20 protein-coding genes, 1 tRNA gene and 1 riboswitch are annotated in these 22155 nt (G+C 69.3%); of the genes, 8 read left to right on the top strand and 13 right to left on the bottom strand.

Annotation, left to right across the window (positions count from 1 at the left end):
• From AC1DHX_RS11975 to AC1DHX_RS11995, 5 genes are all read right to left on the bottom strand, one after another.
• The coding region (locus tag AC1DHX_RS11975; RefSeq protein WP_476900065.1) for a hypothetical protein at nt 1-439 on the bottom strand (439 nt) is incomplete at its 3' end.
• A gap of 137 nt (nt 440-576) precedes the next feature.
• Nucleotides 577-1104, bottom strand: a complete 528-nt coding sequence (locus AC1DHX_RS11980) for a SixA phosphatase family protein (protein WP_018774262.1) — start codon at nt 1102-1104, stop codon at nt 577-579.
• Between the two features lie 55 nt (nt 1105-1159).
• Nucleotides 1160-1363: a dodecin family protein gene (locus AC1DHX_RS11985; RefSeq protein WP_230012628.1), complete on the bottom strand. Its 204-nt coding sequence runs from the start codon at nt 1361-1363 to the stop codon at nt 1160-1162.
• 225 nt (nt 1364-1588) lie between these two features.
• Entirely contained in the window at nt 1589-2452 is an 864-nt protein-coding gene (locus AC1DHX_RS11990; protein WP_476860425.1) for a winged helix-turn-helix domain-containing protein, read from the bottom strand.
• 569 nt (nt 2453-3021) lie between these two features.
• Nucleotides 3022-4050 carry a hypothetical protein gene (locus AC1DHX_RS11995; RefSeq protein WP_476900066.1) on the bottom strand — a complete coding sequence of 343 codons (1029 nt, stop codon included), beginning with the start codon at nt 4048-4050 and terminating at the stop codon, nt 3022-3024.
• 242 nt (nt 4051-4292) lie between these two features.
• On the opposite strand from AC1DHX_RS11995, the gene AC1DHX_RS12000 reads away from it, so the two are divergent.
• The 6 genes from AC1DHX_RS12000 (at nt 4293) to AC1DHX_RS12025 (ending at nt 13623) form a co-directional block, all read left to right on the top strand.
• Complete coding sequence (locus AC1DHX_RS12000) at nt 4293-5033, top strand: response regulator transcription factor (protein ID WP_079551963.1); 741 nt, start codon at nt 4293-4295, stop codon at nt 5031-5033.
• A gap of 21 nt (nt 5034-5054) precedes the next feature.
• The gene (locus AC1DHX_RS12005) at nt 5055-6665 is read left to right on the top strand and encodes a sensor histidine kinase (protein WP_476850623.1); all 1611 of its coding nucleotides are present in this window, start codon (nt 5055-5057) and stop codon (nt 6663-6665) included.
• A 183-nt stretch (nt 6666-6848) separates the two neighbouring features.
• A riboswitch (cyclic di-AMP (ydaO/yuaA leader) is annotated at nt 6849-7008 on the top strand.
• The gene (locus AC1DHX_RS12010) at nt 7008-7847 is read left to right on the top strand and encodes an aggregation-promoting factor C-terminal-like domain-containing protein (protein ID WP_476860427.1); all 840 of its coding nucleotides are present in this window, start codon (nt 7008-7010) and stop codon (nt 7845-7847) included. It overlaps the preceding riboswitch by 1 nt.
• A 160-nt stretch (nt 7848-8007) precedes the next feature.
• A complete protein-coding gene (locus tag AC1DHX_RS12015; protein WP_476860428.1) occupies nt 8008-9441 on the top strand; it encodes a bifunctional glycosyltransferase family 2/GtrA family protein in 1434 nt (477 codons plus the stop codon).
• A complete protein-coding gene (locus AC1DHX_RS12020; protein ID WP_476860429.1) occupies nt 9442-11529 on the top strand; it encodes a glycosyltransferase family 39 protein in 2088 nt (695 codons plus the stop codon).
• A 6-nt stretch (nt 11530-11535) separates the two neighbouring features.
• Nucleotides 11536-13623 (top strand): ArnT family glycosyltransferase, encoded by a 2088-nt coding sequence (locus tag AC1DHX_RS12025; protein WP_476860430.1) that lies wholly within the window; start codon nt 11536-11538, stop codon nt 13621-13623.
• A 54-nt stretch (nt 13624-13677) separates the two neighbouring features.
• Here the strand turns inward: AC1DHX_RS12025 and AC1DHX_RS12030 are convergent, their stop codons facing one another.
• From AC1DHX_RS12030 to AC1DHX_RS12045, 4 genes are all read right to left on the bottom strand, one after another.
• Nucleotides 13678-14358 (bottom strand): HAD-IA family hydrolase, encoded by a 681-nt coding sequence (locus tag AC1DHX_RS12030; protein ID WP_476850628.1) that lies wholly within the window; start codon nt 14356-14358, stop codon nt 13678-13680.
• Nucleotides 14359-14413: 55 nt separating this feature from the next.
• Entirely contained in the window at nt 14414-14791 is a 378-nt protein-coding gene (locus AC1DHX_RS12035; protein WP_026266579.1) for a glyoxalase superfamily protein, read from the bottom strand.
• Between the two features lie 71 nt (nt 14792-14862).
• On the bottom strand, nt 14863-15498 hold the full coding sequence (gene upp / locus AC1DHX_RS12040) for a uracil phosphoribosyltransferase (RefSeq protein WP_018774274.1): 636 nt from the start codon (nt 15496-15498) through the stop codon (nt 14863-14865).
• A 12-nt stretch (nt 15499-15510) separates the two neighbouring features.
• A complete protein-coding gene (locus AC1DHX_RS12045) occupies nt 15511-16365 on the bottom strand; it encodes a phosphatase PAP2 family protein (protein WP_476860431.1) in 855 nt (284 codons plus the stop codon).
• A gap of 89 nt (nt 16366-16454) precedes the next feature.
• On the opposite strand from AC1DHX_RS12045, the gene AC1DHX_RS12050 reads away from it, so the two are divergent.
• Nucleotides 16455-16955, top strand: coding sequence for a nucleoside deaminase (locus AC1DHX_RS12050; protein ID WP_230008679.1), 501 nt, complete (start codon nt 16455-16457; stop codon nt 16953-16955).
• A 10-nt stretch (nt 16956-16965) separates the two neighbouring features.
• Here the strand turns inward: AC1DHX_RS12050 and AC1DHX_RS12055 are convergent, their stop codons facing one another.
• The 4 genes from AC1DHX_RS12055 to AC1DHX_RS12070 are packed head-to-tail and all read right to left on the bottom strand — an operon-like array spanning nt 16966 to nt 21038.
• A complete protein-coding gene (locus tag AC1DHX_RS12055; protein WP_476860432.1) occupies nt 16966-18294 on the bottom strand; it encodes a DNA glycosylase AlkZ-like family protein in 1329 nt (442 codons plus the stop codon).
• 35 nt (nt 18295-18329) lie between these two features.
• Nucleotides 18330-19571: a glycosyltransferase gene (locus AC1DHX_RS12060; protein ID WP_476860433.1), complete on the bottom strand. Its 1242-nt coding sequence runs from the start codon at nt 19569-19571 to the stop codon at nt 18330-18332.
• 9 nt (nt 19572-19580) lie between these two features.
• Nucleotides 19581-19979 carry a 6-pyruvoyl trahydropterin synthase family protein gene (locus AC1DHX_RS12065; protein ID WP_476857772.1) on the bottom strand — a complete coding sequence of 133 codons (399 nt, stop codon included), beginning with the start codon at nt 19977-19979 and terminating at the stop codon, nt 19581-19583.
• A gap of 3 nt (nt 19980-19982) precedes the next feature.
• The gene (locus AC1DHX_RS12070) at nt 19983-21038 is read right to left on the bottom strand and encodes a zinc-dependent alcohol dehydrogenase (protein WP_476860434.1); all 1056 of its coding nucleotides are present in this window, start codon (nt 21036-21038) and stop codon (nt 19983-19985) included.
• Nucleotides 21039-21165: 127 nt separating this feature from the next.
• On the opposite strand from AC1DHX_RS12070, the gene AC1DHX_RS12075 reads away from it, so the two are divergent.
• Nucleotides 21166-21255: transfer RNA gene (locus AC1DHX_RS12075), tRNA-Ser, on the top strand.
• Nucleotides 21256-22155 lie beyond the last annotated feature (900 nt).

The following is a 22155-nucleotide window of genomic DNA, read 5'->3' on the forward strand; positions in this document are numbered from 1 at the left end:
TTTGCTGGCCGGGGACGTGGCTGCCCGTTGTGGTTTCGGCGGCGGCCCTCTCGGCGCGCAAATCCCCGCGGGTCGGCATCTGCCCGCTTTCGCCGCCGCGTTCAGATGTGACTACGTCCGGGTCCACTTCGTCGGCTTTGCGCAGTTGCTCCTGCGCGCCGGAGCGGACGCTTTCGGCTTCTTCCTGGCGCTTGCGGGCTTCCTGCCGCAGCCGCTCGGCCTCGAGGTCGGCCTCCTGCGCGTCGGCCTCGGCACGGGCCGCCTTGGCGTCGCGTTCCCGCGCAGCGAATTCGTCGGCCTTGGCCTGTTCACGCATCTCGGCCGCACGGTTCCGGTCTGCGGCCACCTTGCGTTTGCGGCTGACCATGACCGCCACCGCTACGATCGCGAGCACCACGACGATGCCGACAATAATTCCTATGAGCTGCCCTGAATCCACGTTGATCACCTTTTCTCCGGGTTGCAACAGATGCCCCAAAACCACTGGAAAAAACCACATGACTAAACAGCATCAGTAAACCGCAGATCGGCGCAGGTTGCTATGGATTCCGCAGCCCTCACCGGGCGGACCTGCGGCTATTTGGCGCGGGGGACCTTGAAGTGGGTCAGCTTGGCGTCCTGCCCGTCCAGTTCGGCCCAGGACTTTTCCGTTTCCAGGATGGTCAGCCCGCTGGTCGGATAGCGCGTGGCGGCGTCCATGTAGGCATCGTGGTCGGAGTCGCGCGACGCCAGATGCATCGCAAGGTCCTGCACCCCGGGCATGTGGGAAATCACCATGAGGGTGGTGACGGTGTCAGGGACGTGGTTGATGACGGCCAGCATGCGCAAGGCGGAGGCGGCGTACAGCCCATCCTCGAGCTTGGGCGTCGGCGCCTTGTCTCCGAGGGCGTGGCACACCCACGTGCAGGTCTGGCGGGTCCGCAAAGCGCTGGAGCAGAGGATGAAATCAGGAACCACGCCGTGCTTGAGCAGCCACTTTCCGGCGACTGGGGCGTCCTTGTGGCCGCGTTCTTCGAGCGGCCTTTCGTGGTCGGCAACCCCGCCGGGCCAATCGGACTTGGCGTGCCGCATGATCACCAGCCGTTTGATGTGATGCGCGCTCATGCCCCAATCCTAGTGCGGCGGCTGGCCCACGGGCGCGCATCCCACCAGCGTCCGTTCAGTCTTCAAGGACAAAGGTCACTTCCAGCACGACGTGCCAGGCAACGACGGCGCCGTCGCTGATTTCGACCTTTTGTTCCTTCACCCATGCCCCCGTGACATTGCGAAGGGTCTTATTGGCCCGGTCGACGCCCTCCTTGATGGCGGCATCAAACGAGGTCTTGGAGTTCGCGCTCAGGGTAGTAATCCGTGCAACAGACATGTCTTCCTCCCAATAGTCGGCTCAACGGTCCGAGACTACGCCGGACCCCCGAAAGGCAACAGAGTCCAACCAAAACCACCAGCAGCGGCGGCAAGGCCCGTCAGCCAGCCCACCCAAAGCGCCCGTCGGGGAATGTGGCTGCCGGCGGAAAGCCGCTGAAGCTTCCGGAAACGCGAAAGCGCCCGCTCCCCATGCAGGGGACGGGCGCTTTGCGTGGGCTAGAAGCTAGATCGAGTATTCCGGAGCGGCCCAGACAACCACTTCGGGGTGCTCGTAGAACCGGTAGCCCTGGCCGCGCACGGTGCGCACGGTGTTGGCGAGGCGGCCCAGCTTGGAACGCAGGCGGCGGATGTGGACGTCGATGGTCCGCTCATTCGGGACCTCTTCGGCGTTCCGCCACAGGCCTTCGAGGAGTTCGTCGCGGCCCACGGTGCGGGTGCCGTTCTCCACGAGGTAGTTCAGGAGCTCGAATTCCTTGAACGTGAGATTCAGGGATTCGCCGTCGAGGTGCACCTCACGGCGGGCGAGGTCGATCAGCACCCCGGACGGCCGCGGATCCTGGGGCTGCTGCAGGCGGGCGGTCTCGGTGCGCTGGCGGGCCCCCGCGGTGGGATCACCGAAGGTCGAGCGGACGACGTCGAGGGCGGAACCCGGGGCACTGGCCGGCGCGACGGCGACGGCGGCATAGCTTTCGGCACCGGCCACGAGCGACTGTGCGTAGGCCCGGATTTCCTGGGCAAGCTTGGCGATGGATGTGCCGGCTGCAGCCGCGGTTTCCTCGTCGATGCCCATGTACAGCACGAAGCCGCGGGCGACGTTGTCGCTGGGGGCCGGACGGACCGGGCTGCCGGCACCCGGGGCGATCACCGGGGTGGGCGCCGTGGCGGGGGCGGGGGGGACGGCACGGAGCTGGCCGTAGGAGTCAGGGTTGTAGCCCTGCGCTGCATATCCGGGGGCGGGGAAGCTGCCCGTGGATCCGGCGGGGGCGAACGCGGAGCGCCCGCCAAAGCCCTGACGGATCCCTGAGGGCTGCCCGGCCTTGCTGGCGTTACGGACGGAGATGTGGACGTATCCGGATGCAACTGACATGGAATGCTTACCTCAATGTGAATGGCCGTCATCGCGGCTCGAATGCTTCTTTCCCCGCAATGAAATTGGGGAGGGGCGCCCGACTCTGGGCTGGGGGGCGAATACCTGGAAACCTTTAGGGGTGTAAAAGTTAGGCGTGCATTCGACAACAGCGCATCTCGGTACCAGCGGGTGTGCTGATCCAGGAAGCTGCGGCTGCAGGTGCTGTTGAGTTCTTGTTCACAATTGAAGTGTGCAACGTAACAATGTAAACGTGCAAGTAACAATGGACCCCAGGTTCCACATAGTGAGACAGATCGAGGATTTGTAGCGCAAGTCACAATTCTGCAGCGGCAATAAAATAACAAGTGTTTTACTGACCGGAAGGTCAGCAAGTGCGTTTTCTCGAATATTATTCGGTCAACGCGGACGACATCAGGCAAATCATTCACAGCACGGCAAGTTGGGCCAAACCGCACCTGCCCACCGCCGCCTGCGAGGCGGTCCACGGAGTGGGCAGCCGGCATCGCCGCCAGCCAGGCACGGCGGCACTGCCTGCTAGGCACGGTGGCGATGCCGGCTGCGGCGGTTCAGTTCGACTGGCCGGTGGCCGTCGCCGCGACCACCATGACGGAGGCCGCCGTGTAGCCGGAGCCGTCCTTCGCCGCCACGATCCGCACCGTCCCGCCCGCCACGATGTCCGCGACGCTCAGCTGCGTGCCCGCGCCGCCGGCCTGCTGGCGCCGCTGTTGCAGATTACTCACCACGACGTCGCTGCCCAGCGCATAGCTGCGCGTGAAACCGTCGCTGCTCTTGACGGTCACGGAGGACGAGCTGACCTCGCTCACTGTGCCCAGCTGCTCGGCCATCGTGGTGTACGCGCTTCCTTGCAGCACCACGTATTCGGCGTGCACTGCCGCGGAAAGCCCGCTGCCCATCCCACCGGCAGCGAAGTCGCCGGGACCGCCATGCCCCGGCATGCCGCCGCCCGCGAAACCACCTTGCGCGGAACCGTCTTGCGCTGAACCTGGCGCGCCCGGGGCGACACCCTGGCCGCCGGGGCCGCTGGCGCCCGCCCCGCCGGCCGCACCGGTGGCTGCCGTTGCGCTTGAGGTGAGGGCATAGACGCCCGCCCCGGCGCCGACGGCCAGGACTGCGGCGGCTCCGGCGACGGCGAGCCCCCGTTTGAGGGTCCAGGGCTTTGCCGCCGAGGCCGTCTTGGCGGAAGTTCCCGGCGCGCCCCAGCCTGTGGCTGCGGCGGGCACAGGTTCCTGCCGGGGCATGCCCCAGGCAGGTTCCGATGTCGGAACCGTCCAAACCGGAGGCGCGCCCCAGCCGCCGGCAGCGCCTGCTTCCGGCTGCCYGGCGTCGGTGGGTCCGGTTTGGACTGTTCCGGCGTCGGTGTGTCCGGCGTCAGCGTGCCCGCCGCCGTCGTGTCCGCCGTCGGAGTGTCCGGCGTCGGTGGGTCCGGCGCCGTACTTCCAGGCAGTACGGGGTGTGGTTACCGGCGCGGGCGCCGCTGGCGCGCCGGTGGTGGGCGTGGGGGCGGGTACGGGGGCTGGCTCGGGGGCTGGCTCGGGGGCTGGTCCGGAACCGGCTCCGGGATGCTGACCGCTCATGGTATTTCTCCTTTAGGGTGCGGATCGGTGTTCACCCCAGAGTGGTGAGCGATCCTGTGCCTGGGCTGTGCGGGCCGACAGCCCGGCCTGTGACGTTGGCGCCGGACGGTAAAGGGGTTTGAACGTGGCCGGTGCGGCCCGTACGGTCCCGCAACGGCATCCAGCTCGCTAGGCTGGGATTCACAGGTGCCGCACAGGGTCCCCAAAGCCCCGCCTAACCGGCAGATCGGAGAGTTGTCCCCATGGCCACTTCGCACTCCATGACCAACAACCTTCCCCAGCTCACGCATCCGGACGGCTCCCCCATCCGCGCCCTCGTGGTGGATGACGAGCCCAGCCTCTCCGAGCTCATGAGCATGGGGCTGCGGATGGCCGGCTGGTCCGTGGCCGTGGCCGAGGACGGGCCCGGAGCCGTCCGGCTAGCCAAGGAGTTCCGCCCCGACGTGCTGGTGCTGGACGTGATGTTGCCCGGGTTCGACGGCGTCGAACTGCTGAACAGGATCCGCGCGTTCGCGCCGGAGGTGCCGGCGCTGTTCCTCACCGCCAAGGATGCCGTCCAGGACCGCATCACCGGACTGGCGGCCGGCGGCGATGACTATGTCACCAAGCCGTTCAGCATGGAAGAGGTGCTGCTGCGCCTGCACCGGCTGGTCCAGCGCTCCGGAGTGGCCGCCATGGACACCGCCGAACTCGTGGTGGGAGACCTCGTGCTCAACGTCGACACCCGCGAAGTCACCCGGGCCGGTGAGGAAATGCACCTGACCGCCACGCAGTTCGAGCTGCTGCGCTACCTCATGGAAAACCCGAAGCGGGTCATCAGCAAGGCCCAGATCCTGGACCGTGTCTGGGACTACGATTTCGGCGGCCAGGCGAACATCGTGGAACTGTACATTTCCTACCTCCGCAAGAAGGTCGACGCCAACCACGCTCCGATGATCCACACGGTGCGCGGAGCCGGGTACGTCCTGAAACCGGCGGACTGATCCGTGCCCTCACTTTCCGGCATGACCCGCGTCCCCGGACGCGACTGGCGCAACCCGTCGACGTGGCATTTGCGCACCCGGCTGGTCTTGGTCGCCATGGCGCTGCTCGTGGCCATCTGCGGCGCTGTGGGCTTGTTCAGCTACGCCTCCATGGACCTCTTCCTCACCCGGCAACTCGACACCCAGCTGGACCAGGCCTCCCACCGTTCGAGCGAATTCGGCCGGCCCTCCTCGGACGATTCGGGCAGACGCCCCGACCCCCTCGAAGCCCGGGGACAGGGCGTCGGAACGCTTAACGCACGGATAGTGGACGGCGAAGTCAGCAGGGCAGGATTCCTGGCCGGGGACGGCGCGGTCAAGAACCTCTCCCCCGCCGACAACAAGGTTCTCCTGGCCCTCACCCCGAGCGGCGTGTCCGTGGACCGCAGCCTTTCGGCCGGCGCCTACCGGCTCACGGCGGCGCGAACACCGTACGGCGACGTGATTGTGACCGGACTCCCGCTGGCAGAAAAACAAAGCACCCTGGCCTCCCTGGTCTGGACCATGGTGGTGGTGTCCGCAGGCGGGCTCGTGCTGATCGGGCTCGCCGGCACGGCCCTGATCCGGCGGACCATGAAGCCGCTGGAACAGCTCTCCGAGGTTGCCACCAAGGTCTCCCGTCTCCCGCTGGACGCCGGCGAGGTGGCGCTCGGGGTCCGCGTCCCGACGTCGGCGGCCCATCCCGGAACGGAAGTGGGCAGCGTGGGCTACGCGCTGAACAAGATGCTGGACAACGTCTCCAACGCTCTCGAGGCGCGGCAGGAGAGCGAGATGAAGGTCCGGCAGTTCGTCGCCGACGCCTCGCACGAACTCCGCACCCCGCTGACGGCCATTCGCGGCTACACGGAGCTGATGCGGATGACCGAGCATTTCACCCCCGACGGCGAGAGGTCCCTCGCCCGTGTGCAAAGCCAGTCCGAGCGGATGACCACGCTCGTGGAGGACCTGCTGCTGCTGGCGCGCCTGGACGAGGGACAGCCGCTCAAAATCTCCGACGTCGACCTCACCCAGCTGGCCATCGAGACGGTCAGCGATGAGAAAGTCATGGCCCCGGACCGCATCTGGCAGCTGGAACTTCCGGACGAGCCCGTGGTGGTGCGCGGTGATGCGACCCAGCTTCACCAGGTCCTCGCCAACCTGCTGTCCAATGCGCGCAAGCACACGGAACCCGGGACCAAGGTGGTCACGGGCGTTATGCGCTCGGCTGACGGCAGTGCCGTGGTCACCGTGACAGACAATGGCAGCGGCATCGCCCCGGAATTTATCGGCCGGGTCTTCGCCCGCTTCACCCGGGCCGACGCCTCGCGCACCAATCCGGCGTCGAACCCCGCAGCTGTCCCCGCCGATTCTGCCGTCGCGACGGCGAGGGTCGGGTCCGGGGCTCCCGCACGCTCGTCCTCCGGCGCTGTTTCCGGCAGCCGCGGAGGTCACGGCACGGCGACCGCCGCGCCGACGTCCGAGGGCACCAGCGGGTTGGGCCTGTCCATTGTCCAGTCGATCGTGGAGGCCCACGGAGGAACAGTCGAGGTCACGTCCCGGCCGGGCCGCACGGAGTTCGCCGTGCGGCTGCCCGCCTCGCCGCCGCCGGCGTAACCGGAACGGCCGCCGCCGGCGCAAACGGCCCGGACGGTCGACCGGCGAGCCCGGCGCAACCCGACACCCCGGCACTGTGACTCCTGTTACCAAAATGTGACTTAAGCGACCGGGTCCTGTAGCGTCGTTAGCGTGCGCCGCCATCGGTGCCGCATATCCGGACGGACGCCAAACTCTGCCGCTTCCCGGATTCCGCTGGACCAGGCAGAGGCGGGGGACCCAGAGTTCCCGGGCAATCTGCTTTCATGCGCCCTCGGGGTGAAGCCGACACGTGATGTTCCGTGCGGCCGGATGACCTCATCCGAACCCGACAGCTAACTCCGCCGGCGTTGAGAGGCCACCATGACTGAATTCCAGGTACAAACACGCCCTGTCGGCGGTTCGCATTCCCGCTCAGCTGGCGCAGCCAAGTCGCGCCACCGCGCCGAACCGGTCAAGCAGGCATCCGCCCTGTCGCGGTTCGCCGCCGGGCTCGGTGTAACCGGCCGCCGTGCCGCCGTCGTCACCGCCGCGTGCGCGCTGCTGCTGGGTGGCGGCGCCGCGAGCCAGGCGGCAGAGCCGGGCGCCCACACGGCGAACGTTGCGAGCCAGACGGCCACGATGGCTGACCCGCTGGCCAAGCTCAACTTCGAGCGGGTCCAGGTGGCTGGGCCGACCGCTGCCACGGAAAAGAACGTGGCTCCCCAGATCTCGGAGGTTGAGGCAACCGAAGCGCTGATCCACGCGCCCGCTGCTGCCGCACCGGCAGCTGCGGCAGCACCTGCTCCGGCCCCCGCGGCAGCCCCCGCACCTGCTCCGGCTCCCGCGGCAGCCCCCGCTCCGGCACCGGCAGCCGCTCCGGCACCGGCACCGGCAGCCGCGCCGGTCGCAGTCGACGACCCCGCCGGCGCGCAGGCCTACGCCGCGTCCCAGCTGGGAAGCTATGGCTGGGCACCCGGCCAGATGCAGTGCCTGCACAAGCTGTGGACCAAGGAATCCGACTGGAAGACCACCGCCACGAACGCCAGCAGCGGCGCCTACGGCGTGGTCCAGTCCCTGCCCGCCTCGAAGATGGCGAGCGCCGGCGCCGATTACATGACCAACTACCGGACCCAGATCAACTGGGGCCTGAACTACGTCAAGTCGCGCTACGGTTCCCCCTGCGGTGCCCTGAACTTCCACTACGCACACAACTGGTACTAAACCGGCACTAGCCGCCCCCGCCCTGGAGGCCCCGGATCCGCATGGATCCGGGGCCTCCTTGCGTCTGCACTGCGGAACCGGCCCCGGCGGCCCGGACTTCCACAGCCCCCGCACAGCTTGACCCTAAAGCCCTCATATGGGCCGCCGGGAAAGTTGAGCCATGACATTCACAGACCAGGCCACAGGAACCCTGCCCCGCTCCACGGCGACGCCGGCCGGCCCGGCGGCCCCAGGGGCACCCTCGGGGCTTGCGCTGGCCGACGCACCCGTCCCGGGCCCGATCGCCGGGGCCCTGACCGGCCCCGGCGGCCGGCGCACGGCCATTGATACGCGCGCCAGCACGCCCCTGCTGGACGTCACCATCCCGGTCTTTAACGAGGAACGGGACCTCGAGGCCTGCCTGCGCCGGCTCCACGCGTACCTGCTCGGCGCCTTCCCGCATTCCTTCCGGATCACCGTGGCGGACAACGCCAGCACCGACGGAACGCTCAAGGCCGCGGAACGGGTAGCCCGCGAGCTGCGCGAAGTGACGGTGGTCCATATGGCAGAAAAGGGCCGCGGAAACGCACTCCGCAAGGTGTGGCTGGCCTCGCCGTCGCCGGTCCTGGCGTACATGGATGTGGATCTTTCCACTGATCTGGCGGCCCTCGGCCCGCTCCTTGCCCCGCTCATTTCCGGGCACTCCGACCTGGCGATCGGGACACGGCTGACCCGCAACTCCCGCGTGGTCCGCGGACCCAAACGGGAATTCATCTCGCGCAGCTACAACTTCCTGCTCCAGGCCCTCATGGGCGCCCACTTCAGTGACGCGCAGTGCGGCTTCAAGGCGATCCGGGCGGACGTGGCCCGGCAACTGCTTCCCCACACGCTGGACAACGCCTGGTTCTTCGACACCGAGCTGCTGGTTCTGGCAGAAAAGTGCGGCCTGCGCGTCCACGAAGTCCCGGTGGACTGGACCGACGACCCGGATTCCAGCGTGGACATCGTCCAGACGGCCCTCGCGGACTTGCGCGGCATGGCACGGTTGAGCCGGGACCTGGTCTCGGGCCGGATCCCAGTTCCCGACCTGCGCGCGGCCCTGGCCCGCGGACCGCTGCCGGCCGCCTCGCGGGCACAGGAACAAAGCCCCGGCGGAAGCCTCTTCGGACAGTTCGTCCGCTTCGGCAGCATCGGGGTGGCCTCCACCCTGGCCTACCTGGCGATTTTCCTGCTCTGCCGCGGGTTCATGGACCCGCAGCTGGCAAACTTCCTCGCCTTGCTCACCACCGCCGTGGCCAACACTGCGGCCAACCGGCGCTTCACGTTCGGCATCCAGGGCGGCAGCCAGGCGGCTCGCCACCATTTTGAGGGGCTGCTGGTCTTCGGCATCGGGCTGGCCCTGACCTCGGGCGCACTCGCCCTCGTTCACGCCGCGTCGGGAGCGGCCCCGGACCGCTGGCTTGAACTGCTCACGGTCACCGCCGCCAACCTGGCCGCCACGGCCGTGAAGTTCCTGCTCTTCCGGCTGGTGGTCTTCCGCCACAGGCCCGCCGCTGCCGTTCCGGCGCCCGGTGCCCCCGATCATTCCCTCCCCCGCACAGAAAAGGCCAAGTAAATGACGGCAACCATCAGTCCCACCGCCGGAGCCCAGGGCGGTTCCCCGGCCGGCAGGCCGCCGGCCGCCGAGGAACAGCCGCACCCGGTTCCCGGAGACGGCGGGACGGCGCCCCATCTGCCCGCGTCCCCGGCGCCGGCCGCCCAAGGCCGCCGGGACCGGCTGCTGTTCGGACCGCAACCCCGCTGGGTGCGGCCCTCGGCAGCGCTGCTCCTGGTGGTCACCGCGGCGTTGTACCTGTGGAATCTGGAGGCCACCGGCTACGCCAACTCCTTCTATGCCGCGGCGATCCAGGCCGGGACCAAAGACTGGACCGCGCTGCTCTTCGGCTCCCTCGACGCCGGCAATGCCATCACGGTGGACAAGCCCCCGGCCGCACTCTGGATTCCCGCCCTCGCGGGACGGATCTTTGGTTTCTCGGCCCTGAGCATGCTCATTCCCCAGGCGCTCATGGGAGTGGCCGCTGTCGGGCTTCTCTACCTGACCATCAAGCGGGTGTCCGGGCCGGCCGCGGGCCTGCTCGCCGGCGGCGCCCTGGCGCTGACCCCGGTGGCCGCCCTCATGTTCCGGTTCAACAACCCGGACGCGATGCTCACCCTGTGCCTGGTGCTGGCGGCCTACCTCACCACCCGCGCCATCGAGAAGGCCGGCTGGAAGTGGCTCGCCGCGGCCGGCGCGGTCATCGGCCTGGCGTTCCTGAGCAAGATGCTGCAGGGCTTCCTGATCGTTCCCGGGCTGGCCCTGGCCTACCTGTGGGCGGCGCCCACCACCCTCGGCCGCCGGCTCCTGCACCTGCTGGCGGCCGCCGCCGGGATCGCCGTCGTGGCCGGAAGCTACGTTCTGCTGTTCCAGCTGACGCCGGCCTCGGTCCGGCCGTACATGGCGGGGTCGGAGACCAACAGCTTCCTGGAACTGACGTTCGGCTACAACGGCCTGGGCCGGATCACCGGGTCAGGCGGGGGCATGCCCGGCGGAGGAAACCTGGGAGGTATCGCCGGCGGCCCGGGAGGCAACGGAAACGTCGGCTTCGGCGGCGCGGCCGGGATCACCCGGATGTTCGGGACCAGCTTCGGCGGCGAGGTGTCCTGGCTGCTGCCGGCGGCCCTGATCCTGCTGGCCGCCGGGCTGTGGTTCACCCGGCGCGAGGCCAGGACCTCAAAAACCCGTGCGGCGCTCCTGCTTTGGGGCGGCTGGCTGGTCATCACTGCGGGGATCTTCAGCTTCATGAGCGGCACCGTCCATCCGTACTACGCCGTGGCGCTGGCCCCCGCCATCGCGGCGCTGGCCGGCATCGGTTCCCTGGAACTGTGGCGGGGCCGGGCCTACTGGCCCGCCCGGGTTGTCCTGGCCGTGACGGTGCTGGCCACCTCGGTCTGGTCCGCCGTGCTGTTGGGCCGCGACCCGTCCTGGCTTCCCGGGCTCCGGGTGATCATCGTGGTCCTGGGCGTGCTCGCCGCCGCGGCCCTGCTCCTGCGGGTGGACGGCATGGCGGCTCTCCCGGCGCGGTTCCGCAAGGCCGCCACGGCCGGCGTCGTGATCCTCTGCCTGCTTGCCGGCGGCCTCGGAAGCACCGCGTGGACACTGGCGACCGTCGCCCAGCCGCATTCCGGTTCGATCCCCACGTCGGGCCCCACCGCGTCCGCGATGGGCGGCGGCTTCGGGGCGGCAGGCAGGGCCGGCACTGACGGCGCCGGCACTGACGGCGCGGGCACTGACGGCGCGGGCACTGCCGGAATGGGCGGCGGCCCCGGCGGGGAAACATCCTCGGCGGAGTTGACCGCGCTGCTGAAGTCCTCCGGCGCCAAGTGGTCCGCGATTGTCTCCGGCGCCACCCAGGCCGCGAGCCTGGAACTCGCCACCGGCACCAGCGTGATCGCGCTCGGCGGCTGGAACGGCGGCGACCCCTACCCGACGCTCGCACAGTTCCAGGCGATGGTGGACCGCGGCGAGATCGGCTACTTCATTTCCGGCGGCATGGGCGGCATGGGCGGAGGCCGCGGAGGCAACTCCGAGGTCGCCACCTGGGTCGCGGCCAACTACCAGGCCCAGACCGTGGGCAACGCCACCGTCTACAAACTGGGAGCGTAGACCGCCATGACTGACACCCTGAGCCCCCGCCCCGACACGGCCCCGGCCCGCACGCCGGGGCGGCCGCGGCCGCAAGCCCGGGACCGCCGTCGGCGACTGGAGCCCCCGGCTGCCGGYGGCACGCGAGCCGTCCCTGGCGCCCCGGCCCTGCGGATGCGGCTGGAACTGGCGGGGCTGCTGCTGGCCACGGCCGTGCTGTACCTGTGGAACCTGGGCGCCTCCGGCTGGGCAAACGCGTTCTACTCCGCGGCGGCCCAGGCCGGGTCGCAGGATTGGGCGGCCTGGTTCTTTGGCTCCTCCGACGCCGCCAACGCCATCACCGTGGACAAGCCGCCGGCGTCGCTGTGGGTGATGGGCCTGTCGGTGCGGATCTTCGGGCTGAGCTCCTGGAGCGTCCTGGTGCCGCAGGCGCTCATGGGGGTCGGCACGGTCTGGCTGGTCTATCTGGCCGTCCGCCGGGCCGCGGCCCCCGCCACGGCCGACGCCGGTCTGGCCCACCGAGCGGGGCTTCTCGCCGGTGCGGTCATGGCGCTGACACCGGTGGCCGTGCTGATGTTCCGGTTCAACAACCCCGACGCCCTGCTGGTGTTATTGATGACCGCGGCCGCCTACGCCGTCTTGCGCTCCATCCAGGACGCGCGCGTGCGCTGGCTGCTGTTCGCCGGGGTGCTGCTGGGCTTCGGGTTCCTCACCAAGCAGCTGCAGGTCCTGCTGGTTGTCCCCGGTTTCGCCGTGGCCTACCTGCTCGCGGCGCCGGCAGCGGCAGGCAGGCGCATTCTTCACCTGCTCGGCGCGGGCGCGGCGATGGCCGTCGCCGCCGGGTGGTGGCTGGCCGCGGTCGAACTCATTCCGGCGGCGGACCGCCCGTACATTGGCGGCTCGCAGAACAACTCCATCCTGGAACTGACCCTGGGCTACAACGGCCTGGGCCGGCTGAACGGGGATGAAACCGGGAGTGTGGGCGGCAGCAACGGCTGGGGCACGCCCGGGCTGTTCCGGCTCTTCAACAGCGAGTTCGGCGGCCAGATCGCCTGGCTGCTGCCCTCGGCGCTGCTGCTCGGAGCGGGGCTGCTCTGGCTGGGCCGCCGCGCGCCGCGCACCGACCCGGTACGGGCCTCGGTGATCATCTGGGGCTCCTGGGTTGCCGTTACCGGGCTGACGTTCAGCTTCATGGCCGGGATCATCCACCCGTACTACATGGTGGCGCTGGCGCCCGGGATCGCCGGGCTCGCCGGGCTCGGCGGCGTCCTGCTCTGGCAGCGACGGAACCAGCCCGTGGCCGCCGCCGTCCTCGCGGTGGCGATCGTGGCGGCCGGCGCCATGGCCGCCGAACTCCTGGTCCGCACCGCGGCGTACATGCCGTGGCTGCGCTGGGTGACGCTGCTGGGCGCGCTCGCCGCCGCCGGCCTCGTGCTGGCCGCCGCGGCCCCGGGCGCCAAGGGGGCCGCGGGGGTGAAAGGGACGGGGATGATGGCGTCCAAGACGGTGGCGCGAACGACGGCGGCGCTCGCCGTCGCCGCGGCCCTCGCCGGTCCGCTGGCCTACTCGCTGTCCACCGCGGCCACGGCCCACAGCGGCTCGATTGTCAGCGCCGGGCCGTCCGTGTCCGGACGGGGCGGGGCAGGGATACCGCCGGCCCTCGGCGGCGCGGCAGGAGGCGGCTTCGGCGGTACCACGACGGCGAACGGCAACGGCACAGGCACAGGCACAGGCCGCGGACCAGGGGCGGGCGGGATGGGCGGCCTGCTCGGGGCCAGCACGCCGTCGGCGGCGCTCGTGGCCGCGCTGCAGACAGATGCCGGGCCCTACACGTGGGCCGCCGCCGTCGTCGGATCCAACAACGCTGCCGGCTACCAACTGGCGACGCAGCTCCCGGTGATGGCCGTGGGCGGGTTCAACGGCACGGATCCCGCACCGACCCTGGCGCAGTTCCAGCAATACGTGGCCGACGGCAGGATCCACTACTTCGTTGCCGGGCGCCTGATGCAGGGCGAAAGCGGAGCCAACGATGCCGCGCAGATTGCCGCCTGGGTGCAGGACAACTTCACCGCCCGGACCGTGGGCGGGACCAGCGTGTACCTGCTGGCCGGGTAGGCGGGCGCCGCCGTCAGGTCCGGGCCGGGCGGCGGCGGGGCTAGAAGGTGGGGGCTAGAAAGTGAAGGACAGGGTGCGCAGGCCGGCGCCGGTGACGTGTGTGGTCACGGCCACCCCGGAGTAGTCGGGAATGTGCAGCACACCGTCCGGCAGTTCGCCGGCATTGGGCCCTACCGCCACGGTCCGGACGCCGGCGGCGATGCCCGCGGCAATGCCTGCCGGGGCGTCCTCGAACACCACCGCATCGGCCGGGGCGACACCCAGCAGGGAGGCCGCCCGGAGGTATCCCTCAGGGTGGGGCTTGCCCCGCATGACGTCCTCCGATGTGACCGAGACGGCCGGGACGCCGATCCCCGCGGCTGCCATCCGGACCCCGGCCAGGTCCCGTGACGCGCTCGTCACCAGCGCCACGGCATCCGGCGGCAGGCTCGCCAGCAGCTCCGGCGCGCCGGGAACCGGAACAATGCCCCGGGTCTCGGCCAGCTCCATCCGGCCGAGCTCGGCCGCGAGGGCCTGGATGTCGGAACCGGCCGGAGCAAACCTGCGGACGGTGTCCATGGCCTGGACGCCATGGGAGGAGCGCAGGATCTCGCCGATGTCCAGGCCGTAGCGGGCCGCAAACGTGGTCCACACCTGCTCCACGATGCTGGTGGAATCCACCAGCGTGCCGTCCATATCGAACAGGACGGCGCGGGCGGTCAGGGTGGTGGTGCCGGAACGGGATGCAGAGCTCATGCCTCCATCCTGCCGCATGGCCCCGGGTCAGCCTGCCGCGCGGAGCCTGCCGGGATCAGCCGTTGGGCCGGTGGGGGATGTACTGCACTGCCCACTTGTTGCCGTCAGGGTCGGCGAAGTGGACAAAGTGCCCCCAGTCCTGGACGTCGACGTCGCTGACGTCCACTCCGTTGTCCTTGAGCTGCTTGTGCGCGGCCTGGATGTCGCTGACCACAAGCTGCAGGCTCGGTGCGGTACCGGGCGGGGCGTCGTTGAGGCCCTCACCGATGGCAATCGAGCAGCCCGAGCCCGGAGGCGTCAACTGGACAAACCGGAGGCCCTCCATGGGCCGTTCGTCGTAGTCGGCGTTGAAGCCCACCTTATTGACGTAGAAATCCTTGGCCCGGTCCACATCGGACACCGGCACAAACACGAGTTCAAGTTTCCAATCCATGGCGCACAGGCTAGCGCGGTCCGCGGCGACGCGGAAGGGATCCTCCGTGTTGCGCCTCGGCGGCGCCGCTCCTAGCCGGCGATGCCGTACAGGCGGTCTCCGGCGTCGCCCAGGCCGGGCACGATGTAGGACTTCTCGTTGAGCTTCTCGTCGATCGAGGCCAGCACGATCGTCACGTTGGCCTCTGACAGCTCTTCCTCCAGCTTGGCCAGGCCCTCCGGGGCGGCAAGCAGGCAGATGCAGGTGACGTCGGAGGCGCCGCGCTTGAAGAGGAACTTGATGGCCTCGCGCAGGGTCCCGCCGGTGGCCAGCATGGGATCGAGGACGAAGATCTGCCGGTCCGTGAGGTCCTCGGGGAGGCGCTCGGCGTAGGTGATGATGTCCAGGGTCTCTTCGTCGCGGGCCATGCCCAGGAAGCCGACCTCGGCGGTGGGGACCAGCTTGGTCATGCCCTCGAGCATGCCCAGCCCGGCGCGGAGAATCGGGACCACCAGCGGGGTCGGCTTGGTGAAGGCGGTGCCGACAGTGGTGCTGACGGGCGTCTCGATGGTCACCGGTTCGGTGCGGACATCACGCGTGGCCTCGTACGCCAGGAGSGTGACAAGCTCCTCGGTGAGCTGGCGGAAGACCGGGGACGGGGTGTTCTTGTCCCGCAGAACGGTGAGCTTATGGGCGACCAGCGGGTGGTCCACAACGAGAGTGCGCATGGGTCAAAACTATCACCCGGATGCTGAAGACCGTCCCGCGGGGCCCGGAGTATCCGCGTCGTTCGTCCCTGCCTGTGCAGTGCCGACGGCACTGCCTTTGGTGGCGCCTTCATGCAGGTGGGCGGGGTGCTCAAAGGTCGGTGCGGCGCCGGCGTGTTCGCGGTGCCGGAGCACGTGGAAGAGCCGGTGGGCCAGGATCACGATCCCCACCCACGCCAGACCAATGACCCACCCGACGATCACATCGGTCATCCAGTGATGGCCCAGGTAGACCCTGCTCAGGCCCATCGCGACGATGAAGATCACACCAGCGGCGATCAGGGCGATCCGGGCGCCGGTCCGCTTGATGTGCAGGCAGGCCAGGTACACCACGAGCGCGATCACCACCGTGGTGTTCAGCGTGTGGCCGCTCGGGAACGACGGCGAGTTCTCGTAGGGCGGCACGGCGTCGGCATGGTCCGGGCGGGTCCGGCCGATCAGTTTCTTGCCCAGGGACGTGGCCGTCACGGAGACCGCGGCCGCGCCGCCGATCAGGATCAGCGGCCGCCACGACCGGGAGGTGTAGATCAGCACTGCCGTGAGGATGCTTGCCAGGATGGGCATCCCGATGCCGCCTCCGATGTTGGTGAACCCGGTGATGAACGCGTCGAGGCCGGGGTTGCGAAGCTGCTCCATGAACGCCAGCGCCGGCTTGTCCAGGTTCGCCAGGCCCGCGTCGTCCACCACGTTGTCGTAGACCTCGGCACTCGTCAGGGCCAGGATCACCACCACCACGCCGCCGATCAGCATGGTGATCCACAGCGCCGCGTAGGGCACCACCCATTTGCCCCAGCGCTCCGTCAGCCAGTTCTCTGTTCTGGTGGTCACGGCCGTCTCCCGAATATTTGACTATTTGAACCCGTGGACTGCGCAGCCGGGCTGCACAGCATGCTTAGGATCGAAACTATCATTGACCCATGACTGCCCCTGAGCCCCGCCATGCCCAGTGGATGGGTCTTGCCCTGGTTGAGGCCCGGAATGCCCTGGCCACCGCAGACGTGCCGATCGGCGCCGTCGTGATCGGGCCGGACGGTTCGGTGCTGGGCACCGGGCGAAACGAACGCGAGGCCCTCGGGGACCCGACGGCCCACGCCGAGATGGTCGCCATCCGGGAGGCCGCCGCGCGGTTGCGGTCGCACCGGGCCCTGGAGGGCAAGGGCGACGACGGCTGGCGGCTGGAGGACTGCACCCTGGTGGTGACGCTGGAACCCTGCGCGATGTGCGCTGGAGCGATCGTCCTCGCCAGGATTCCGCGGGTGGTGTTCGGTGCCTGGGACGAGAAGGCCGGCGCCGCGGGTTCCGTGTTCGACATCCTCCGCGAGCGCCGGCTCAACCACTGGGTGGAAGTGGTTGCAGGCGTCCGTGAGCAGGAGTGCGCAGCGCTGCTGCGGGACTTCTTCGCCGGGCACCGCGCCTGATCCGTTCCGGCTAGCCTGCGCCGCCGGCAGATGACGCGCCGGCCGGTGACGCTGAGGCTACAGCGGAAGCCGCGAGCCCATCGATCCGCTTCTGCCGGGAGGCCGGAGAGTCCAGGCTGAAGGCCCGGAAATCACCGAGGTCCTCGCGGATCCAGGCTTCCACCTCGGCGATCCGCTGCGTGACGGCGGGCGTGGGGCCGTGGAACAGCCAGGGCACGATCCGTTCCTGGGCCGGATCGTATTGCCAGAGTCCGATGATCCGGCCGCGGTCCAGGATCGGGTGGTCCGGGAGATCCGCCTGCAGCGCGAGCGATCCCAGCGCCGGCTTGTGCAGGTCCTCCTCGGCCAGCAGGTCCGCCGCGTTGCGGCGCAGCAGGAACAGGGAATCCGTTCCTGCCAGCAGCTGGATCTGTTCCCCCGCCGGCTCCTCAAAGGCGGCGAGGCCGCCTAGGTCCTCGGGCAGCATCCACAGCGGGTCCCCGCCTGCGGCATGTGACCCGGCCATTGCTGTGGACAGGGCGGTGGGCACCTCGACGGCGCCGACGGCGGCGAGCGCCGCCTTGGTTTGCGCCACGGTGAACCCCGTGAACCATTGCGACTGTTTGAAGGTGGCTCCGCCGGTCCAGCCCAGGTAGCGGCGGATCAGCTCGGTGCGCGCATCCACGTCGTCAAGATCGCTGGGCGGCAGGCCCCACGGCTGGTAGGCGTAGCGCTGCTGGTCCAGGCGCCCGTTCGCCGGGACCCTGCGGATCCGTCCGTCGGACTGCAGGATCCCGAGTGCGGTAGGCAACGTGGTGGTGGCGCCCTTTTTCTTGCCTTCCTCGCCAAGGTTGCGCACTGAATCGCCGAGCTCGTCCTTGAGCTGCCGCGGATCCATGGGCCCCTCCGCCTCGGCGAGGGTGTGCAGCACCTGCTCTTCCAGCAGCGTGATCTCGCCGCGGTCCACGCCGAGCCGGCCGACCACCTTGAACGCGGACTCGGCCGCGTCCCGGCCCAGCTGAAGCGCCCAGGCGAAGTCTTCCCGGCCCAGGACGTAGGTGCAGCCGCGGGCGACCGGAAGTTCAAGGATCCGGTGGGCGAGGACGTCGGCGTCCACTTGTTCGCGGCGGATGCCGGCGCGGGCGAAGAGCGTGAGGTAGGGGTTGGCGCCGCCCACGGACCGGGCCCAGCCTGCCCGGGCAAGGACCTGCTCCGCCGTGCAGCCAGCCAGCGAGCCATCCAGGCCCTGCCGGTGCCAGGACCATGCCCGGAGCCGCTCCGGGGTCAGGCTCTGCGGCTCCGGCAGGTTGACGGGCTTTTCTACCGACGGCGATTGCGTGGCGACAGGGTGGGTGCTCATGGGCTCATTCTCCAACAGCTTMTCTGTCAGGGGTATCAATAAGCCGTATCAACCCGCGCCGTCTGGTTTCTGAGCCGTCCCGTTTCACCGGGTTCCGCGGGGTCCGTGGGTTCCGTCGGTTCCGTGGGTTCCGTCGACAGGAAGCCCAGAACGGTCCGGGCGGTGGCGTCCCAGCCGGGCAGCCGGCCCCGGGCGGCCGCTGCCGCCTCCCGCCAGCGGTCCCTGAGACCGGGGTCGTCCAGCCAGCGGCGGAGCAGGTCCGCCAGCGGAGCGGGGTCCGTTCCGAGCCCGACGGCGGCGCCCGGCAACCCGGGCGCCGGAAAGTCCGGCGGGCTGTCCGGCGTCGGAGTGCCGGCCGCCGGCGGCCCGGGCAGGGTGCCGGCGGCGAGCGCCTCGACGGCTCCGGTGCCCTCGCGCACCACCACGGGAATGCCGCGGGCCAGCGATTCGGTGACCACCAGGCCGTAGGTTTCGGCCCGGGAGATCAGCAGGCTGAGATCGGCCGCATCCCACTCAGCATCCAGTGCCGGGCCCCGGAGCTCGCCCGGGATGCGGACCCTCCCGGCCAGGCCCAGGCGTTCCACGGAGTTCCGGAGCTGCGCGGCGTAGGCCGGATCGGCGGTGTCCGAGCCGATGAGGGACGCCGTCCAGGGCACATCCGTGAGCCGGGCGAGCGCGTCCAGCAGGAGCGACTGGTCCTTGTTCGGCAGCAGGGCCGCCACGGCGATGAGGTGCCGAGCGCCGGTTGACAGGCTGCCGGACGCGAGCGGCGCGGGGGCGGTCCCGGGCAGGGCCACCCGGAGGCCGTCGAGGCCGTGGCGGGCGCGGATGCCCGCCGCGGCCGAACCGCTCGTGCAGATGACGCCGGCAGCGGCCCGCAGGGCCCTGCGTTCGCGCTCCGCGTGGTCCGGCAGGGGCATGTGCAGCAGGATCCAGACCCGGACCCCGGCCGCAGCAGCCGCTTCCAGCTCGTCGGGCGCACCGCAGGCGAGGAGGCTGTCGACCACCGTCACCGTGCCCCAGGTTGCGGCGCCGGCAGTTGCAGGGCCGCCGCCCCCGGCCGGGCCGCCGTCGGGCCCGGCGTGCAGCAGCGTGGCCAGGCGCCGCCGGTCCGCCGCGCTGCCTCCCGGCCAGTCGCCGTCGAGCGGGCAGGTTTCCACCGCGGCACCGAGTGCTGCCAGTCCGGCGGCGAGCGCCGCGTTGTAGACGTTGCCACCGGAGTTGTGCCGGACGTTGCCGGGCACCACAAGACGGATGTGGGGGCTGGCCGGCGGCATCTGCGGCGCCTAGCGGACGTCGAAGTCCAGCGAGTAGCTGGCCCAGGCATCGGGGGTCTCGCGCAGGGTGACGTCCAGCCCGGCGAGGTCGCGCCCGTCGTTGCCGACGCGGATCTGGGCGGCGACGGCGTCGGCGATGTACCGGGCGAGGGCTTCGGTGGTACTCAGCTTGCCGGAGAAGTCCGGGTGCTCGTCGAGGTTCTTGTAGTTCAGCTCGTCCAGGATCTCGTCCACCGCGTCCCCTGCCGCGCCGATGTCCAGCACAATCGCGTCGTCATTGAGCTCACGACGGCGGAAGGTCACCTCCGTGACGAACGTGGCCCCGTGCAGGCCCTGGGCCGGGCCGAAGACCTCGCGCGGAAGGCTGTGGGCGATCATGAAATTGCGGCGGACGGTCAGACTAAACACGGGCTACCTCGTGGCTTCGGTGGGCTGGGCGGCGGATTTGAACTCGGTGGGCTGGGCGGCGGATTGAGCGTCCCAGGACGGGTATTCGATGACGTGGCACAGGGCGTCCAGGTTGCCGTCGGCGAGGCGCTGGACGACGCCGGGGAGCTCTGCGAACGTCGAGGAGCCGGTCAGGAAGACATCGAAGACCGGATCCTGCAGCAGGGACACGGCGAGCGCGAGACGCTCGGCGTTGGTGCGGCGGTGCCGGCGGGCGCGGGCCACCATCCCCACCTGGCTGGCGCGGATGGACAGACGGCGGGCGTGGAAGTCCTCCCCCAGTGGGAGGGAGATTTTCCGGTCGGCGTACCAGGACATTTCGATGATGTCGCCGTCGTCGCCCACCAGCTGCAGGCTTCGTTGCAGTCCCTCCTGCGAGGCCGAGCAGTGGATCACGATGTCGCAGTCCGGAAGGGCGTCGTCGGGGTGGCTGAAGTCGACGCCGAGGGCGTCCGCGAACGCCCGTTTGGCGGGGTCGACGTCGATCAGCTGCAGCCGCGCGAGCGGAAAGCCGGCCAGGAGTTTGGCCACCATACCGCCGACCAGTCCGGCCCCAATCACGGCAACCCTGTCGCCCAGGCGGGGTCCGGCCTCCCAGAGGCCGTTGATCGCGGTTTCCACGGTGCCGGTGAGCACCGCGCGGCGGGCCGGGACGCCGTCGGGAATGATGGTGAGGGCTTCGACCGGGACGATGAAGCGGTCCTGGTGCGGATAGAGGCAGAATACGGTCTTCCCGGCCCAGCCCTCCGGTCCGTCCTCGACCACCCCCACGGTGAGGTAGCCGAACTTCACCGGGTACGGGAAGGACCCCTCCTGGTTGGGGGCGGCCATCGCGTTGGCGACGCACTCCGGGACACTCGCGCGGTGGACCACCAGTTCGGTGCCCTTGCTGATGCCTGAATACAAGGTCCGGACCAGGGCCTCCCCGGGGCCRGGGGCGGGCAGGTTCTCGCCCCTGAGCTCGCCTTGTTCCGGGCCGACGGTCCAATAGGCGGTGGCGTGCAGTTCTGAAGTCGTCATTGTGCTTACGAATCTAGTGCCCGGGCTGTTCGCGGGGAAGGGTACCGGGTTCCGGCGAGTCGGCGGGCGGGTGCCGTTGGGGCTCGTTTTGTGGATGGGCGCCTTGCTCCGGTACCCTAGTCAGGTTGGTGACGTGTCCGAGCGGCCGAAGGTGCAACACTCGAAATGTTGTTTGGTGTAAAAGCCAACGTGGGTTCAAATCCCACCGTCACCGCCAATGAAAACCCCCGGGAAACCGGGGGTTTTCTGCATTCTCAGCCGCTTCGTGGTGCACTTTTGGTGCATATTTCGAAGAATCGCTCCCACATCGAGGTACTGCCGCACGCGCCACGGGGCGTGGCCGAGGGTACCGGGGCGGCATCCTGCGTCTTTACCCGAGTGATGGAAGCTTTCTCTGGGCAAGTCGCTTTACGGCCTCGGGCGTCGGCCGGCCGCGTGCCTCATCCAGGGCGGCCCTCAACTGCGCGGCCAGAATATTACGTCGCACATGGAGAGCCAATTCTTTCCGAGCCTCCGGATCCGTCCGGAGCTCTCCATCCGGCGTTCTCAAGGTATCGAATGGGGACGGCAGGTTCGGGCCGTTCGCTGTGCCAGTCGCACCCCCGCTTCCGGCGTCCTTCGTCCCCGGGCCTCGTCCAGCGCGACCCGGAGTTGGGCCGCCCGGATTCCCCTCCGTATACGCAGAATGGTTTCTTCCCTCGACGCTCGGGCTTCCCCATCCGCAGCAGACATTGGATCGCCCCTCTCAGCCCGTTGCATTCATCATCTCCGAGACGTCCATAACCGCCAAGGCTTTGCGTCACCGAGGCGGAAGATGCACGAGCTCTGGGAAGGTCGTCGGGACGGAAGCCAGCGATCGCTGGCAGGGGACGGCATGGGGCTACAAACCAGATTCTCGGCAAAGGGTTTCGCAGGGTAAAGACCTCAGTTATACCGACTTCTAGGAAGTTCTAGCGGGTTATACGGATTTTCCTAGAACCCGCTAGAACTTGGTACAACTTGCCAGATTTCACGTACGTACGGTGCGTGAGGTGAAGGGTCTGGCGTACACAACGACCGTCGGCAATACCCCCAAGCCATCGCACGGGAACGACTCGACCAAACGTTCCAACTGTCG

Source organism: Arthrobacter sp. 05N33_2, assembly GCF_056397425.1.

Excerpts from the sequence above, each read along its gene's own strand:
- AC1DHX_RS12050 (WP_230008679.1), top strand. The coding sequence starts at position 16,455 with ATGACTGCCCCTGAGCCCCGCCATGCCCAGTGGATGGGTCTTGCCCTG.
- AC1DHX_RS11990 (WP_476860425.1), bottom strand. The coding sequence starts at position 2,452 with ATGTCAGTTGCATCCGGATACGTCCACATCTCCGTCCGTAACGCCAGC.
- AC1DHX_RS12055 (WP_476860432.1), bottom strand. The coding sequence starts at position 18,294 with ATGAGCACCCACCCTGTCGCCACGCAATCGCCGTCGGTAGAAAAGCCC.
- AC1DHX_RS12060 (WP_476860433.1), bottom strand. The coding sequence starts at position 19,571 with ATGCCGCCGGCCAGCCCCCACATCCGTCTTGTGGTGCCCGGCAACGTC.
- AC1DHX_RS11985 (WP_230012628.1), bottom strand. The coding sequence starts at position 1,363 with ATGTCTGTTGCACGGATTACTACCCTGAGCGCGAACTCCAAGACCTCG.
- AC1DHX_RS12035 (WP_026266579.1), bottom strand. The coding sequence starts at position 14,791 with ATGGATTGGAAACTTGAACTCGTGTTTGTGCCGGTGTCCGATGTGGAC.
- AC1DHX_RS12030 (WP_476850628.1), bottom strand. The coding sequence starts at position 14,358 with ATGAGCTCTGCATCCCGTTCCGGCACCACCACCCTGACCGCCCGCGCC.
- AC1DHX_RS12005 (WP_476850623.1), top strand. The coding sequence starts at position 5,055 with ATGACCCGCGTCCCCGGACGCGACTGGCGCAACCCGTCGACGTGGCAT.
- AC1DHX_RS12010 (WP_476860427.1), top strand. The coding sequence starts at position 7,008 with ATGACTGAATTCCAGGTACAAACACGCCCTGTCGGCGGTTCGCATTCC.
- AC1DHX_RS11980 (WP_018774262.1), bottom strand. The coding sequence starts at position 1,104 with ATGAGCGCGCATCACATCAAACGGCTGGTGATCATGCGGCACGCCAAG.
- AC1DHX_RS12020 (WP_476860429.1), top strand. The coding sequence starts at position 9,442 with ATGACGGCAACCATCAGTCCCACCGCCGGAGCCCAGGGCGGTTCCCCG.
- AC1DHX_RS12000 (WP_079551963.1), top strand. The coding sequence starts at position 4,293 with ATGGCCACTTCGCACTCCATGACCAACAACCTTCCCCAGCTCACGCAT.
- AC1DHX_RS12015 (WP_476860428.1), top strand. The coding sequence starts at position 8,008 with ATGACATTCACAGACCAGGCCACAGGAACCCTGCCCCGCTCCACGGCG.